Genomic DNA, 15,640 nt, shown 5'->3' on the forward strand with positions numbered 1-15,640 from the left:
ATCGGAAAGAGACGAGAATGATCACGGCCGGCGGATCGACAACCTCGGCGCAAGAGGTCTCCCTTCTCGCGCGCCTCTTGCGGTGGATCGAGATGGCGCTGCTGTTTGGCGCTGCGCCCATCGTGATGTCGTGGGTCGTGCACGGAGAGCGGGTTCCGTTGCTCTCCGAGTACATACCGGCCGGCACCAAAATCCCGATCTTCATCGCCCTGCTGCCGGTCCTGTTCATCGCCGCCTTCCTCCTGCTCGCCGATCCCACGTTCCGTCTGCGCGATGAGCTCCGCCGTGGTCTCGGCTGGCGCAACGCGCTCTCGATCGTTCTCATCTTTCTCATCATGGGCGGCGCGGCGACGTGGTGGATCAAGACCTATCATCCGTCGTGGTTCCTGGAGTTTCCGACCAACCGGCCGGAGACCTACACGCGCATCATGCTGGCCTATCCGGTGTTCTCCGTCGCCGCGCAGGAGCTGCTTTACCGCTCGTTCTTCTTTCATCGCTACGGGCCGCTCTTCGGCACCCATGCGTGGCTGATCGTGATCGTGAACGGCCTGCTGTTCGGCTATGCGCACATCGTCATGAATTCGGCCTTCGCCATCGCCGCAACCGCGCTCGGCGGAATGATCCTGGCCGCGCGCTATGCCATGTCGCGCTCGTTCTGGGCGGTGTTCATCGAGCATACGCTTTGGGGATGGCTGATCTTCACCATCGGTCTCGGCCGCTATTTCTTCACGGGCGTTCAAAATCCCTGAGCTGTGGGCGGCGCGTCTTCTTTGCCGGTTTGTAAAGTGACGCGCTTCCCCCCGCGGGATTAGTCTCGCGCAGCGATCAGCGAAGAGGGGATCGGCTCTGGGCAACGATTTGCGTGGCCGCAAGGCCTGGCTCTTCAGCGACGGGAAGGCCGGCAACGACGTGCAATCGCTCGGCATAGCGAATGCGCTCGGCCTCGACGTGACCGTGAAGCGGATTGCGCCGAAAGGGCTCCACAAGCATTTGTCACCCTGGATCGGCGTAGCGCGCCGCGAGCGTTTCGGTGCGCCCGGAAGCGCGTTCGCGCCGCCCTGGCCGGATGTCGCGATCGCCATCGGACGCCTCACCACACCCTATATCCGTAGGCTGAAGCAGATGGCGCGCGAGGCGACGTTCACGGTGATCCTGCAGGATCCGAAGGTTTCGCTGGCGACCGCCGATCTGTTCTGGGTTCCCGAGCACGATCGCCTGCGGGGACCCAACGTCATCACAACGCTTACTGCCCCGCACGGCTTCTCGGAGCAGCGTCTCAAGGCGCTCAAGAGCGCGATCCCCGCTCACATCGCCGTGTTGCCTCGTCCGCGCGTGGCGATCATGCTCGGCGGCTCGAACGGCGATTACGTCTATTCGCCGGCTGCGCTCGAGCGCTTGGGCCGCGCGATCCGCGCGTTCGGCGAGAAAGGCGCGAGCCTACTCGTCACGCCGTCTCGGCGCACCGAGCCCGCGATCGTTCAATGCGCGCGGCAAGCCGTGGAGCCCTTTCCGCATTTCTTCTGGAACATGAGTGGAGACAATCCCTACCCATTCTTCGTTGCGGAAGCGGACATTTTTCTTGCGCCCGCCGACAGCATCAACATGACAGGCGAGCCGTGCGTCACCGGCAGGCCCGTCTATGTTTTTCACCCCGATGGCGGTTCGCCTAAATTCACCCGCTTCCACGAAGCCCTGATGCAGTACGGCGCAACACGCGCCATGCCGGAGCGCGTTGATGCGCTCGAGACGTGGGACTACGAGCCGTTGAGTTCGGCATCTGCCATCGCCGGCGAAATTGATCGGCGGTTTGCAGAGATGCGCATTGTGAACGGACGTTCAATTTAAGCGTTCATTCACAAGTTTCTTCAACCTTACGAATTTGTATGGTGCCAGCCTTGCTGCGATGCGCCATGACTCCTGCCTTCAGCATTGAAGCGGGGGAGCATGAATTATGCCGACGTCGCGGAATGATGTTGCACTGTCTCTCGTCGCGGCTTTCGGGCGAGCCGAGAAAAGCGAGACACCTTACCGATATTGGCTGCTCGCCGACTGCCTGCCGGAGCGCATCGTCGACGAAGTCCTTGGATTGCCGTTCGGTGCCGCCGATCTCGATGGCGTGTCCGGCAAGCGCGAGCTGCACAATCAGAGCCGGCGCTACTTCGACGTCGAGAACCGCACCAAGTTCCCATGCGTGTCTGCGGTCGCAGCCGCGTTTCAGGATCAGCGCGTGACGGCGGCGATCGAGAAATCCTTCGACGCGAGGCTCAACGGCACGCACCTGCGCATCGAGTTCGCACAGGATGTGGATGGTTTTTGGCTGGAGCCGCACACCGACATCGGCGTCAAGGCGTTCACCTTCCTGATCTACCTGTCGAAGGGAAACGCGCACGCCGATCTCGGCACGGACATCTACGATGCCGGCAAGAACTGGGTTGGCCGCACGCCCTATTCCAGCAACTCCGGCATGATTTTCGTGCCCTCCACGATCACGTATCATGGCTTCGAGCGGCGCAGGATAGACGGTGTACGCAAGCTGCTCGTCGTCAATTACGTCACCAGCGAATGGCGCGCGAAAGAGCAGCTTGCCTTTCCCGAGCAGGCGGTCTCGCCGTCCTCCGTCGCACTGGTTCACTGACGCGGCACACGGCAAGGGGAGAGCGGTTACTTCCGCTTTCCTCTAGCGCCGGCGGTCCTGCATGATCTCGAGCTGAAGCTGCTGGATCTCCGCCAGCCGCTGCCACTGCTTGCTGATCAGGTGATCGAGCTTCTCGTGCAGGTGGCGGATCTCGAGCTCGGCCTTGAGGTTCACCTGATAGTCGTTGAGCGAGCGCGCGCGATCCTTCGCCTCCTGCCGCTTCTGGCTCATCATGATAATGGGGGCCTGCAATGCGGCAAGACACGAGAGCACGAGGTTCAAGAGGATAAACGGGTAAGGGTCGAACGTGTCGCTTCCACGCGCCGCGTTGTAGGCCATCCAAACCCCGAGCATCACCAGGAAGCTGATGATGAACACCCAACTTCCGCCGAACGAGGCAAGGTGATCGGAGACGATCTCGCCGAACGTTCGCTTCTCTTCAAACTCGGCCTCGACGTTTTCGCTCAGCGTGTCGTGCGTGGCGAGGCTCTCCGCGACGCGCCGCTCGAGGTCGCTGATCTCGCCGCTCTCGTCCCGCAGAAGCTCCTCCACATAGAGCCCCCGGAACCTCTGCAACTCTTGCCGCGAGACGAGCGCGTCGGGGGCGAGATCGGGATAGTCGCGCCGCATCCGCTCGACGAGGGCGGGACGAACCGTCTCCAGATTCACGAGCTGGCGGCGTGTCCATTCGCGCCCGGTGATGGCGCACCGGTCGGTTCTGGACCCGTTGGCGTGGTTCGACATGCGCAGTCCTCGGCGGGGTTCAATGCGTGACGTGGAGCGGGCCCGGAACAACAGCAATAGGATCAGGGAGTTACATATCTGTAATTCGCCCCCACCCGGCGATTGAGATTGACCCGACGATCGGTTAAAACCCCCGCAAATCCCGAAACCGCGCAACCCGAGAGGCGCCCGAATGGCTGCGGCCCACCAGTACGTCTATCACATGCACAAGCTCTCCAAGACCTACCCGGGGGGCAAGCAGGTCCTGAAGGACATCTCGCTGTCATTCCTGCCCGGCGCCAAGATCGGCGTCGTGGGCCTGAACGGTGCCGGTAAGTCGACGCTGCTCAAGATCATGTCCGGCACGGTCGACGATTTCCTCGGGGAGGCGAGACCGGCCGACGGCATCAAGGTCGGCTACCTGCCGCAGGAGCCGGAGCTCGACCCCTCGAAGGACGTGCTGGGCAACGCCATGGAGGGCGTCGCCGAGAAGAAGGCGATCCTCGACCGCTACAACGAGATCGCCGCCAACTACTCCGAGGAGACCGCCGACGAGATGACGGCGCTCCAGGATCAGATTGATGCGCTGAACCTCTGGGACCTCGACACGCAGGTCGAGCAGGCGCTCGACGCGCTGCGTTGTCCGCCGGGCGATGCGGACGTGACGAAGCTCTCCGGTGGTGAGAAGCGCCGCGTGGCGCTGACCCGCCTCCTGCTCTCGAAGCCGGATATCCTGCTGCTCGACGAGCCGACCAACCACCTCGACGCCGAGAGCGTCGCCTGGCTCGAGCGCTACCTCAAGGAGTACACCGGCTGCGTCATCCTCGTGACGCACGATCGCTACTTCCTCGACAACATCACCGAATGGACGCTGGAGCTGGATCGCGGCCAGGGCGTGCCGTGGAAGGGCAACTATTCGAGCTGGCTGGAGCAGAAGGCCAAGCGCGCCGAGAGCGAGAAGGCCGCCGAGGAAGGCCGCCAGAAGCAGATGGCCCGCGAGTTGGAGTGGATCCGCTCCTCGCCCAAGGCCCGCCAAGCCAAGTCCAAGGCGCGTATCTCCGCTTACGACAAGCTCGTCGAGCAGGCCGGGCGCGAGGAGGTCGGCAAGGCTTCGTTCCAGATCGCGACGGGCCCGCGCCTCGGCGACATGGTGATCGAGGCCGAGGGGCTTTCGAAGGCATTCGGCGATCGCCTTTTGATCGACGATCTCTCCTTCAAGCTGCCGCCGGGCGGCATCGTCGGCGTCATCGGCCCGAACGGCGCGGGCAAGACCACGCTGTTCAAGATGCTGACCGGTGTCGAGACGCCGGACAAGGGCACCATCAAGCTCGGCCCCACCGTGAAGCTCTCCTACGTCGACCAGAGCCGCGCGCACCTCGACGACAAGAAGACCGTCTGGGAGGAGATCTCCGGCGGCCTCGACATCATGAAGTTTGGCGACAAGCGGGAGATGAGCTCGCGCGCCTACTGCGGCTGGTTCAACTTCAAGGGGCCGGACCAGCAGAAGAAGGTCGGCCTTCTCTCGGGCGGTGAGCGCAACCGCGTGCATCTCGCCAAGATGCTGAAGGAGGGCGGCAACCTCTTGCTGCTCGACGAGCCGACCAACGATCTCGACACCGAGACGCTGGGTGCGCTCGAAGCCGCTCTCGAGGATTTCCCTGGCTGCGCCGTGGTGATCTCGCACGATCGCTTCTTCCTCGATCGTCTCGCGACCCACATCCTGGCCTTCGAGGGCGACAGCCACGTCGAGTGGTTCGAGGGCAACTTCGAAGCCTACGAGGAGGACAAGAAGCGCCGCCTCGGCGACGCCGCCGTCGAGCCGCACCGCATCAAGTACAAGCGGTTCGAGCGCTAGGTCAGTTGGGGGGCGATATGACGGGCGACTGGACCCTCATCCTCGTCATATCGCTCGGAGCGGCCATCGCGTCGGTGGTGGCGCTCGACCTCAAGTCACGGCTCCGCGGCGACCGCGAAGGCAATCCGCCGGCCCTGCGTCACGTAGCGGCGTATTTCATCGCTTATGTGCTGGGGTTTCTGGCCGTCGAAACGTTGGATCGGCCGTGGTCGCTGCTGGCCATCGCCGCGATCGCGTCGCTCGCGTTCGCGGTGTCGCTGAACGGGCGCAAGCCGCTGATCACGCAAGACTATGCGCGGACGGCGGCGATGACGTTCGGAGTGCTGTTCGTCTTGTGGGGGCTCCACCAGCTCCTGCTGCTCGTGGGCATTGACCTGCTCGCGAAGGATTTCGCGGCGCGCTCCTGAAGCGTTGCCGTCCGTCGCGTTAAAGCAGCTTACGGATTTGTATGAGGCATCGCCTGGGATGCTCCCTATGATGAGGCAGGGGGGATCACAGGAGGATCCCATGATCAGGCTCGCTGTTTCCTTTCTCATTCTCGCCAGTTTCGCCGGCGTTGCATCCGCCGATACGTGCAAGGCCCAGGCTACCGCCAAGAGTCTGCACGGCGCGGCCGAGACAAGCTTCCTCAAGAAATGCGCGTCCGACGCCAAGGCGAAGTGTGAGACGGACGCCAAAACAAAGAACCTGCATGGCGCCGCCGAAACCAGCTTCGTGAAGAAGTGCGTCTCGGACGCGAAAGGGGCCTGAGCGGTTTTCTCGCGGGCCGCCACGAGAACGTCGTATAGAGCTGTAGCTGTGTGCTGATGCCCCAGCGCGAGGAGGGAGCCGCACTCTATGCTGACGCTCTATGCCCACCCGTTCTCGTCTTACTGTCAGAAGGTCGAGACAGCCCTCTACGAGAACGCGACGGCTTTCACCTATCGTCTGCTCGGGCCCGAAGATCCGGCCACGGGCGCCGAGTGGGCCGCGCTGTGGCCCCTCAAAAAAATGCCGGTGCTGGCCGACGGCGAGCGAACCGTTCTCGAATCCACCGCCATCATCGAGTACCTGGACCTGCATCACCCGGGAGCCGTGAAGCTCGTGCCGGCCGGCGCGGATGCGGCGCTGGAAGCGCGCACCCTGGATCGCATCTTCGACAACTACGTCATGACACCGATGCAGAAGATCGTGCTCGATCATCTGCGCCCGCCGGAGGGCCGCGATCCCTATGGCGTCGCGCAGGCCCATGAGATGCTGGACACGATTTACCCCTGGCTCGACGCCAAGCTCGCCGGCCGGGAATGGGCTGCGGGCGACACGTTCAGCCTGGCCGATTGCGCCGCCGCGCCCTCCTTGTTCTACGCCGATTGGGTGCACGAGATCCCGGCGGAGTTGTCGACGCTCAAGGCGTATCGCGCACGCCTGCTCGCGCGCCCGTCGTTTGCGCGCGCCGTCGATGAGGCCCGCCCGTTCCGCCCGTATTTTCCGCCCGGCGCACCAGACCGGGATTGAGCGCGTGCGAATGCGGACAGGCATACGGAGTTGTTTGCTGGCAGGGCTCGCCGTTATCGCGTGCGTGGCGCAAGGGGCGGCGCATGAGCCCTGGGTGCTGCGCCTGGGAAGCCTCGAGCTTTCCTACGACACGGCACGCTGGACTATGCAGGGAGCTGGCGAGCACGCCTTCGATTTCAAGCCGGTGGACAAGAGTTCACCGGATCACGAAGACGTCCGCGTGACGTGGAAGCCGAGCGAACGCGGCGAAGGATGCCAGGCAGAGGTCCGCGAGGTGTTATGGAGCGAAATGTACGAGCAGCCTGTCGCGACCTCAGTCGAGATCGCAGGCATCGCGGCCGAGCGCTTCGTGGCGGATACGCGCTGCCGCAATGCCGTGCCGAAGGGCATTGTCATCTGTGTGCCGCGCCGCGACGGGGTCTATCTGATCGCTGCGACGCGCTCCAGTTGCCGGGACGGTGGGCGCAGCCCGTTCTCCGGCGTGGATCCCCTGGAGGAACTCGCGCGCGGAGCCAAATTCTCGCCTGAGACGCCGTAGCGCCCACGCGATCGTGCGTCACTTCTGGTAGGCGCCTTCGAGATTGCGCGCCTTGTCGAGGTTGACCGCGGCCTCCCGTCCCTTGAGCGTCTCGAGATGAGCCGAGCCGACGTCGGCGCCGTTGAAGTCCGTTTTCGCCACGTTGGCATCGGTGAAATCGGCACCAGCCAGCGACGCACCCGCGAGAATGCTGCCCGAAAGGTCGGCGTCCTTCAGAGAGGCGAAGTCGAGGATCGCGCCGATCAACCCCGCGTTGGTGATGGTGGCTTTGTCGAGCTTCGCCGAGCGCATCACGAAGGGATGACGGCGGCTGTCCCGCGCGGGCTTTCCATCGGCCATGTTGATGCCGTCGAGGTGCGCCCCGATCAGGCTTGCTTGGGAGAAGTCGCCGGCGAGGCGCGCATGCGAAAGGTTCGCGCCGTCGAGCTTGGCGCGCATGAGCTGAGCGGAGACGAGGCTCGCTCCTTCGAGATTGGCTCCCGTGAGATCCGCTTCGAGCCCCCACGCCTGATCGAGCCGCGCGCCGGAGAGATTGGCGCCCGTGAGCTTCGTGCCGTTGAGGCGCGACGCCTGCAGGTTGGCGCCGTGCAGGTCGAGCCCGGAAAGATCGAGCCTGTTGAGCTGCTTGCCACTGAAGTCGACGCTCCCCGCACTTCCGGCGGCGGCAATGGCAGCCTCCACTTCGGCGCGCGTCACGTCGGCTTTCGTGAACGCGTCGGAGTTGAGGTCGATGTACTGCCAGAGATCCTGTGCGGCCGCCGAGAGCGTGAAAGCCCACCCGGTCAGCAAGGAGCCGGCCATGAGGGCGGCGGAAAGTCTGGCAGCGAAGGCGGGCTTGGAACGCATGTGGCGAGGTCCTTTTTCCCGCATGCTAGCGTTTCAGGGGCGCCGGGCGCCAGCGCTCAGCGGTTGGGTCACGCGGGTGTGACCGATGCGGCTAGGCAGCACCGGCACGAGACTGGACGGCGAGCGAACGGGCATGGGCGAGATCGGCGACGAATGCGCGATACGCGTCCTGCTTGGCGCTTTCGTCCGGTAACCGAAGGAGATAGGAGGGATGCACGGTGATGAAGCCCGGGCCCGCATCGAACATGGCAGGCCCGCGCACTTTTGTAATCGGAAGCGCTTTATCCGTGAGCGCCAGCACCGCCGTGGCGCCGAGCGCGACGATCAAGGAAGGCCGGACGATTTCGAGTTCCTTCATTAGCCACCAGCGATAGTGGCGCACTTCCCCCGCAGTGGGCTTTTGGTGAAGCCGGCGCTTGCCGCGCTGCTCGTATTTGAAATGCTTGACCGCATTGGTGAGATAGCAAGCGTCTCGCGCAATTCCGGCTTCGGCGAGCGCGCGGGTGAGCAATTGTCCGGCTGGCCCCACGAACGGCCGCCCTTGGAGATCCTCCTGGTCGCCCGGCTGCTCGCCGACGAACGCCAAGGAGGGCGAAAGAGGGCCTTCGCCCAGCACGGCGCGCTTGCCACCCGGCACGAACGGGTCGGCGGCCGAGATGATCGCGTTCAGATCCGCGAGCGTCCGCACGTCTCCATCGTGCATGGCGGCGACGGCTTTCGCCGGGTCCTTCTTTCGGGGCGGGGCAGGGGCCTTGGTCATGACGGACTCAACGCGCGAACCGGCCGAGCGTAGCAGGTCCGGGATCAATTTCGTCTCCGCCATGTTGCGCCAATACTTTTTCGGCATCTGCTTCTGCATTTCGGCGACGTTCACGCGCGCCGGGTTGAAGGTGCTGGCGTAGTAGACACCCCAGCCGGCCTCGAGATCGTCGCTCTCCGGCGCGTCGCTCCGCTCTCCCGGCGGGCCGAGTGTGAGCGCCTCCCGGTTCCAATGCAGCGACCCGATGGGAGTGAGGATCGACCAGTCGAGCGCGCGAAAGCGGTCGACGAAGAACCCTGCCGTTGCTTCGAGAATGTAATGATCAGGCTCGAACCACGCGACGAAACGCTCGCTGCCCTCCGCAGCCACACGCCGAAAGCGCACGAACGCGTGCATCTTGTGCAGGTCTCGCGCAACCGACTTCGCCATCGCCATGAGGCGGTAAACGAGCGGATCGCTCGCGATCTCGAGTAAACTCCGCTCACCTTGCGTCACGCGCCAGATCAAAGTGTAGAGCAGCCCGTACCGTTCCGGATCGCGGTGGCAGACGACGCTCTGGATGAGATCTCTCACCTCGCGCGGCAAGACGATGGGAGCGGCATTTTCCGGGCTCGGCCCGTCGAATAGCGACGGCGCCGCTGCGGTCTGCCAGACCGCGTCGCAGGGCGCGACGCCCGCCGCGATCAACCCGCGCGCGGCGAGGCGAAACCCATCGAGATCTGCGCCCTCGCGCAAGGTGACGCTCCTCGGCGCCATCAGAGCAGGCTCAATTGGCGGGGTGCAGCGACGCGCTCGCGAAGATCCACCCGGTCCGTCAGTCGCGTGGGCCGGTGATCGGCCGTGATGAGAAACGGCGCGGCCCGCCGGAACGAGCTCGTCAGCCGGCGCACGTCTTCGGAGCGAAGGCGCCTATGACGGCGCGCGCTCAGAATGCGGTCGACGGCGCGGGTGCCGAGGCCCGGCACCCGCAACAGCATCTCGCGCGGTCCCGTGTTCACATCCACGGGAAACGATCCGCGGTTCTTGAGTGCCCACGCGAGCTTGGGATCGATCTCGAGATCCAGCATGTTGTCGTTGCTGCACGCCGCGATCTCGGAGACGGAGAACGCATAGTTCCGGAGCAGCCAGTCGGCCTGGTAGAGGCGGTGCTCCCGCACCAGAGGCGGCGCCTTGGGCGGCAGCAGGCTGCTTGCGTGGTCGATGGGGCTGAAAGCCGAATAGTAGACGCGAGACAGTTTGAATCGCTGATAGAGCGTCGCGCTGGCGGTAAGCAGCTCCGTATCCGTCGTCGCATCGGCACCGACGATCACCTGCGTGCTCTGTCCCGCGGGCGAGAAGCGGCGCTTTTCCTCGCGCGCCTCGGCGATACGCGCGTGCATCTGGTCCATCGCCTTCTCGATGGTCGCCCCGCTTTTCTCCGGAGCGAGCTTCGCAAGGCTGGCAGCCGTCGGCAGCTCCAGATTGATCGACATCCGGTCGGCCCAAAGCCCCGCCTGCTCGATCAGCCAGGGGCTCGCCTCGGGAATGGTCTTGAGGTGAATGTAACCGGCGAAGCCATGCTCGCGGCGCAGCTTCCGCGCGACGAGCATGAGCTGCTCCATCGTGTAGTCCGCCGAACGGATGATCCCCGACGAGAGAAAGAGGCCCTCAATGTAGTTGCGTTTGTAGAATTCAACGGTCAGCCGCACCACCTCGTCGACGCTGAAGCGCGCACGGCGCACGTTCGAGGAGCGGCGGTTGATGCAGTACGCGCAGTCGAACAGGCAGTAGTTGGTGAGCAGGATCTTGAGCAGAGAAACGCAGCGTCCATCCGGCGTGTAGGCGTGGCAGATGCCGGCTCCCGTGGTCGAGCCCAGCCCGCCCTCGGCGGCTTTTCTCTTCGGCGCGCCGGACGAGGCGCAGGACGCATCGTATTTCGCAGCGGCAGCGAGGATTGCGAGCTTCTCGAACAACTCCATGGAGCAGCCTCCAGCTTTGTTGTTCTCTATATGTTCTCATAAAGCCACCGTCAAGGTGGCGACAGCACAAAGCGCCTATGCGCGTTCGCTCTCGCTTGGATAGACGCCGCGCAGCACATCCTCGAAGTGCTCCTTGACGCTCTCATTGCAGAGGCACGAGCGGGCGTAGAGCGCATCGCGATCACGCACCATGAGCGCGCCGCGGCGCGTTTCGAGAATGCCGTCTGCCTTGAACACCTGGATGACGCGGCTCGTGTAGCTGCGCCCCACGCCCAGCATGGAAGCCAGCTCGTCATGGGTCAGCGGCACGAGATGGTCGCCGGTGCGATCCATGGCCGAGATGATCCATTTGGCGGTGCGCTGCTCGATGGAATGGATCGCGTTGCAGGCGGTGGCCTGGAACATTTGTGCAAGCATGCAATCGGCATAGCGCGCGAATAGCGCCCTGAGGCTCGGTGATTGTTTCTTTGCGGCCTCGAGATGGCTCACGGAGATCGAGGCGAACGGGCCGCCGAACTTCACGAGGATACGGCAATAGGCCGGCAGGTTGCCGGAGCTCACGATGCCGCCTACGGCCCCCTCGCGGCCCACCAGTATGGTTTCCACGTCGCGGCCGTCCGCGTTGGCGACGAGAAATGAAACGAGGCTCGGACCATACGGAAAATACACCGTCGCGACGTTGTCGCCGGGGTTGTAAAGCAGCTCCCCGGCTCGTCTTTCCGTCATCTCGAGGTGGGGCGAAAGCAGATCGTAGTCGGCCGGACGCAGCGCGCCGAGCAGGTTGCTGACAAGCGGGTCATCCGGAAGAAATGGGCTTTGGTGAGCGGCCACGGGGCTCTCGTCCTTGCTCGCAATCACCCTCTTGTGTGCACAAGTGCACAGACAGAGCAAGTGGGATTTGATTGAGTGGGCGCGGTCCGATGACACGCGGCCTGAAATGCAATCCGGTGGCTGCGGTCGGATATGTCGAGCGCTATGCTGCGAGGCGCCCTGAGGGCGGTCGCAAGCTCCGTTGCACCAATGATGCAGCCTCTGCTGGCCCTGCGGCGGAAGAGGATGCGCTGACCCCGATCCAAGTCCGCATCCTTCCATATGAGGTAGCCAATCATCAATGGGCAACACGCCGAACGACCTGCCGACTCCAACCACCCGCACGCCTGCCGACGTGCTGCTGGTCGAGGACAATTTCATCATCGCCCTCGATACGGAGGACATGTTGCGCGAGATCGGCGTCATCAGCGTGCGCACGGCGAAGAACGTTCTGGACGCCTTGAACGCAATCACGCTGCAGCCGCCGGAGTTCTGCCTTCTCGACGTCAATCTCGAAACCGAGAAAAGCTTTATCGTTGCTGACCGCCTGCGCGAGCTCGCCATCCCTTTCGCCTTCGCGACGGGCTACGGCGACCAGCTCACGTTCCCTCCGCACTTCGCCAACGCCGCCATCGTGGCCAAGCCTTACGCCATCGACGATTTGCGCCACGCCATCGTCGTCCCCTGAGCAAAGCCGCGGGGATCGCGCTCGCGCCCCTCGCACGAATGCCGCAATTCCACCCTGGGTGATCCCCGTCTAAGATGTGCTGCCGCACAAAGCGGACGGCACAGGGGATTTCTCGACGCCAGATGGACCTCATCCGCCTTTACCAGCGCGCGCTCGGCATGCTCGCAGCCGAGAAGACGCTCGCCGTTGTTCTTGCCGTCGCGTCCGTCGCCATAGGCCTCGTGCAGCTCGCCGAGCCCATCCTCTTCGGCCGCGTCGTCGACACCCTCTCGCGCGGCGACGCCGCGTTTCCGACGATCGCGCTTTGGGCGGCGCTGGGCCTGTTCGGGATCCTCGCAAGCGTCGTGGTCGCCGTGTTCGCCGACCGTCTCGCGCATCGCCGCCACCTCGCGGCCATGGCGGAGGCGTTCGAGCGGGCCATGACCTTGCCGCAGGGCTATCACGCCGAGCGCGGCTCGGGCGCGGTGGTTCGCTCCATCCTGCAAGGCACAGATGCTCTGTTCTGGCTGTGGCTCGGCGCCATGCGCGAGCAGTTGACCGCAGTCGCGGGCATCGTCCTGCTGGTGCCGACGGCCATCGGCATGGACATCCGCATGGCGGCCATCCTGGCTGTGCTCGCGGTCTCCTATGTCGTCATGAACACCTACGTCATGCGCAAGACCAAGGCCGGGCAAGCCAACGTCGAGCAATACAACTCGGCTGTCTACGGGCGCGTCGGTGATGTGATCGGCAACGTGACGGTGGTGCAGAGCTTCGCGCGCCTCAAGGCGGAGACGGACGCCATGCGCGCCGTCATGAGCGACCTGCTCTCCGCACAGTATCCCGTGCTCACCTGGTGGGGCATCCTCACTGTCTTGCAGCGCGCCGCCGCCACCATCACGATGGTCGCGGTGTTCGCAATGGGAGCCGTGCTCGCGGGACGCGGAGAGCTGTCCGTCGGCGAGATCGTCTCGTTCGTCGGTTTCGCCAACCTTCTCATCTCGAAGCTCGATCAGATCTCGGGCTTCATCACCGCGATCCATCGTCAGGCCCCCGTCCTCAAGGGTTACTTCGCCCTCATCGACGAGCCGGACGGCATCGCGGAGAAGCCGGGCGCCCCGCCGCTGCCGCAAGTGAACGGCGAGGTGCGCTACGAGGATGTGAGCTTCCGCTTTCCGGGGACCGAGCAGGGCGTCGGCGGCATAGCGCTCACGGCCGCGCCGGGCCAGACCATCGCGCTCGTCGGGCCCACCGGATCCGGCAAATCCACGACCCTTTCGCTGCTCATGCGGCTGAGGGCGCCCGACCGGGGGCGCATCCTCATCGACGGCCACGACATCGCGGATGTCACGCTGCACTCGCTCCGCCAGTCCATCGCCGTCGTGTTTCAGGATGCGGGCCTGTTCAATCGCTCCATCGGCGACAACATCGCCATCGGCCGCCCGGGCGCGTCGCTCGCAGAGGTGGAAGCCGCCGCGCGCCTTGCGGAGGCGCACGACTTCATCGCGCGCAAGCCCGGCGGCTATGGGTTCGTGATCGGCGAGCGGGGCGTCGCGCTATCCGGCGGCGAGCGTCAGCGCATCGCCATCGCCCGCGCCATCTTGAAGGATGCGCCGATCCTCGTGCTCGACGAGGCGACGAGCGCGCTAGACGCGGAGACCGAAGCGCGTATCAAACGCGCCCTGGACCGCCTGCGGAAAGGGCGCACCACCTTTATCATCGCGCACCGCCTCTCGACCGTCGCCAACGCCGACGAAATCCTGGTTCTGGATCAGGGCCGGATCGTCGAGCGCGGACGCTTCGAGACACTGGCGGCAGGGAAAGGGCTGTTCGCCCGGATGGTGACGGAAGGCGGGTTCACCGTGCCGAAGGCGGCAGAGGAAGAGACGTCACCGCAGCAAGCCGCGCCCGGAGGCGCGGCCACAGCAGGTTGATCGCAAGACCCGTCATCACGAGACCGGCTGCCTGAAGCTTCCAGCTCTGCAGCGGTTCGCCCAGCACCAGCGCCGACGACCCCATTCCGAATACCGGCACCATCAGAGCCATCGGAGCGACGGCCGCGACTGGATAGCGAGACAGCAGCCAGCCCCACATGGCATAGCCGAAGAGCGTGTTGCCGATGGCTTGCCAGAGCACGGCGCCCCACGTGGCGGCGTCCGCCGAAGCAAGGCCGGCGCGGATCTGCGGCCAGCCCTCGAACGCGAGCGAGAAGGCGAGCAGCGGCGGCACGGCGAAGAGGCTCGCCCACACCACGTAGGCGAGCATGTCCGCGTTGGGCGTCGCCCGCACCACGATGTTGCTGCCGGCCCACGCTGCGGCGGCCACCAGCACGAGCCCGAGCCCCAGCGCGGTCGTCGTCTTGTCGGTGTGATGAAGAATGATCCCGACGCCAGCGAGCGTCACGATGAGCGCCAGAACCTGAAAGGGACGAACGCGTTCGCCGCTGATCATCGTCGCGAGCCCGATGGTGAAGAACACCTGCGTCTGAACGACGAGCGAGGCGAGGCCGGGCGTGATGTGCCCGTTCATGGCGATGTAGAGAAGGCCGAACTGGCCAGCGCCGACGAGCAGTCCATAGGCCGCGAGATTGCGCCAGGGAACCGCGGGACGTTTGAGGAAGAGCGCCGCCGGCAGAAGCGAGAAGGCAAATCGCAACGCCGCAAACAGCAGCGGCGGAAGATGCTCGAGCGCGGCGTGGATGACGACGAAGTTCGATCCCCACACGGCCGTCACCGCCAGGGCGAGGAGCGCGTGGCGCCAGGACAGGCTGTCGGGCTGGGCGCTCACCGAATGGGGGCTTTCGAGAAGGATCGCGAAACGCGACGCGATGGGCTTTTGAACCTAGCTCCCATCGCGCGCAGGATTGAGCGCCTTACGAGGCCTGCGTGCGCACGGGCGCGAGTGCTGCTCGGCTGGTGCCGAAGCCGTGCATGCGCAGCTTCCACTGCAGCGCCACGATGAAGCCCTTCACGGGCTGCAGGAGCGCGAGCGTCAGGATGAGGGTGAGCGGCAGCCACAGCGCCCAGTGAACCCACACAGGCGGCGCATACGTGAACTCGGCCCACATCACCAGTCCCACGACGATATGACCGACGATCGACATAACGATGTAGGCCGGCATGTCGTCGGCGCGGTGGTGATAAAGCTCTTCGCCACAGCTATCGCACTTTGGAACAACCTTGAGGAATTTGCCGAACAGGCGTCCGTCGCCGCACTGCGGACACTTGCAGGTTGCCCCGCGCATCAACGCCACTTGCATGGACGGTTCTGACGTGGTCATCCCGAGACCTCCCGCTGGTCGATTTTTCAACTATTGATTTTCGATGTTTAATGCGGATTGTATGGGTTCGCAAC

The 15,640-nt window shown here is 64.5% G+C and carries 17 protein-coding genes; 10 read left to right on the forward strand and 7 right to left on the reverse strand.

The window, feature by feature from the left end:
* The first annotated feature begins 17 nt into the window (after positions 1-17).
* The 3 genes from F812_RS25555 to F812_RS0113885 all read left to right on the forward strand — a co-directional run bounded on the left by F812_RS25555 (position 18) and on the right by F812_RS0113885 (position 2,635).
* Complete coding sequence (locus F812_RS25555; protein WP_020086592.1) at positions 18-749, forward strand: CPBP family intramembrane glutamic endopeptidase; 732 nt, start codon at positions 18-20, stop codon at positions 747-749.
* A gap of 109 nt (positions 750-858) precedes the next feature.
* Entirely contained in the window at positions 859-1,845 is a 987-nt protein-coding gene (locus F812_RS0113880; protein WP_020086593.1) for a mitochondrial fission ELM1 family protein, read from the forward strand.
* A 106-nt stretch (positions 1,846-1,951) separates the two neighbouring features.
* Entirely contained in the window at positions 1,952-2,635 is a 684-nt protein-coding gene (locus tag F812_RS0113885) for a hypothetical protein (RefSeq protein WP_020086594.1), read from the forward strand.
* Positions 2,636-2,677: 42 nt separating this feature from the next.
* Here the strand turns inward: F812_RS0113885 and F812_RS0113890 are convergent, their stop codons facing one another.
* Positions 2,678-3,379, reverse strand: coding sequence for a DUF1003 domain-containing protein (locus tag F812_RS0113890; protein WP_020086595.1), 702 nt, complete (start codon positions 3,377-3,379; stop codon positions 2,678-2,680).
* Positions 3,380-3,551: 172 nt separating this feature from the next.
* Between F812_RS0113890 and ettA the strand changes: the two genes are divergently transcribed.
* The 5 genes from ettA to F812_RS0113915 all read left to right on the forward strand — a co-directional run bounded on the left by ettA (position 3,552) and on the right by F812_RS0113915 (position 7,245).
* Positions 3,552-5,213 (forward strand): energy-dependent translational throttle protein EttA, encoded by a 1,662-nt coding sequence (gene ettA / locus F812_RS0113895; protein ID WP_020086596.1) that lies wholly within the window; start codon positions 3,552-3,554, stop codon positions 5,211-5,213.
* Positions 5,214-5,230: 17 nt separating this feature from the next.
* Positions 5,231-5,620: a hypothetical protein gene (locus F812_RS0113900; RefSeq protein ID WP_020086597.1), complete on the forward strand. Its 390-nt coding sequence runs from the start codon at positions 5,231-5,233 to the stop codon at positions 5,618-5,620.
* 100 nt (positions 5,621-5,720) lie between these two features.
* Complete coding sequence (locus tag F812_RS0113905; RefSeq protein WP_020086598.1) at positions 5,721-5,963, forward strand: hypothetical protein; 243 nt, start codon at positions 5,721-5,723, stop codon at positions 5,961-5,963.
* An 87-nt stretch (positions 5,964-6,050) separates the two neighbouring features.
* Positions 6,051-6,707, forward strand: coding sequence for a glutathione S-transferase family protein (locus F812_RS0113910; protein WP_020086599.1), 657 nt, complete (start codon positions 6,051-6,053; stop codon positions 6,705-6,707).
* A 10-nt stretch (positions 6,708-6,717) separates the two neighbouring features.
* Positions 6,718-7,245: a hypothetical protein gene (locus F812_RS0113915; protein WP_198011199.1), complete on the forward strand. Its 528-nt coding sequence runs from the start codon at positions 6,718-6,720 to the stop codon at positions 7,243-7,245.
* An 18-nt stretch (positions 7,246-7,263) separates the two neighbouring features.
* Here F812_RS0113915 and F812_RS0113920 read toward each other — a convergent pair whose 3' ends face one another.
* The 4 genes from F812_RS0113920 to F812_RS26595 all read right to left on the reverse strand — a co-directional run bounded on the left by F812_RS0113920 (position 7,264) and on the right by F812_RS26595 (position 11,640).
* A complete protein-coding gene (locus F812_RS0113920) occupies positions 7,264-8,091 on the reverse strand; it encodes a pentapeptide repeat-containing protein (RefSeq protein WP_020086601.1) in 828 nt (275 codons plus the stop codon).
* Between the two features lie 91 nt (positions 8,092-8,182).
* Positions 8,183-9,607: a UdgX family uracil-DNA binding protein gene (locus F812_RS0113925; protein ID WP_020086602.1), complete on the reverse strand. Its 1,425-nt coding sequence runs from the start codon at positions 9,605-9,607 to the stop codon at positions 8,183-8,185.
* Entirely contained in the window at positions 9,607-10,809 is a 1,203-nt protein-coding gene (locus tag F812_RS0113930) for a putative DNA modification/repair radical SAM protein (RefSeq protein WP_020086603.1), read from the reverse strand. The genes F812_RS0113925 and F812_RS0113930 overlap by 1 nt, the downstream gene beginning before the upstream one ends.
* A gap of 75 nt (positions 10,810-10,884) precedes the next feature.
* The gene (locus F812_RS26595) at positions 10,885-11,640 is read right to left on the reverse strand and encodes a Crp/Fnr family transcriptional regulator (protein ID WP_040498487.1); all 756 of its coding nucleotides are present in this window, start codon (positions 11,638-11,640) and stop codon (positions 10,885-10,887) included.
* 280 nt (positions 11,641-11,920) lie between these two features.
* Between F812_RS26595 and F812_RS0113940 the strand changes: the two genes are divergently transcribed.
* Both F812_RS0113940 and F812_RS23945 read left to right on the forward strand, forming a co-directional pair.
* Positions 11,921-12,307: a response regulator gene (locus F812_RS0113940; RefSeq protein WP_020086605.1), complete on the forward strand. Its 387-nt coding sequence runs from the start codon at positions 11,921-11,923 to the stop codon at positions 12,305-12,307.
* A gap of 122 nt (positions 12,308-12,429) precedes the next feature.
* On the forward strand, positions 12,430-14,220 hold the full coding sequence (locus F812_RS23945) for a glucan ABC transporter ATP-binding protein/ permease (RefSeq protein ID WP_020086606.1): 1,791 nt from the start codon (positions 12,430-12,432) through the stop codon (positions 14,218-14,220).
* On the opposite strand, the gene F812_RS0113950 is transcribed toward F812_RS23945, so the two are convergent.
* A complete protein-coding gene (locus F812_RS0113950; RefSeq protein ID WP_020086607.1) occupies positions 14,144-15,073 on the reverse strand; it encodes an EamA family transporter in 930 nt (309 codons plus the stop codon). The genes F812_RS23945 and F812_RS0113950 overlap by 77 nt on opposite strands.
* An 85-nt stretch (positions 15,074-15,158) precedes the next feature.
* Positions 15,159-15,566 (reverse strand): DUF983 domain-containing protein, encoded by a 408-nt coding sequence (locus tag F812_RS0113955; protein ID WP_020086608.1) that lies wholly within the window; start codon positions 15,564-15,566, stop codon positions 15,159-15,161.
* Positions 15,567-15,640 lie beyond the last annotated feature (74 nt).

It is taken from the genome of Hyphomicrobium zavarzinii ATCC 27496 (genome assembly GCF_000383415.1).
GTDB lineage: Bacteria > Pseudomonadota > Alphaproteobacteria > Rhizobiales > Hyphomicrobiaceae > Hyphomicrobium_C > Hyphomicrobium_C zavarzinii.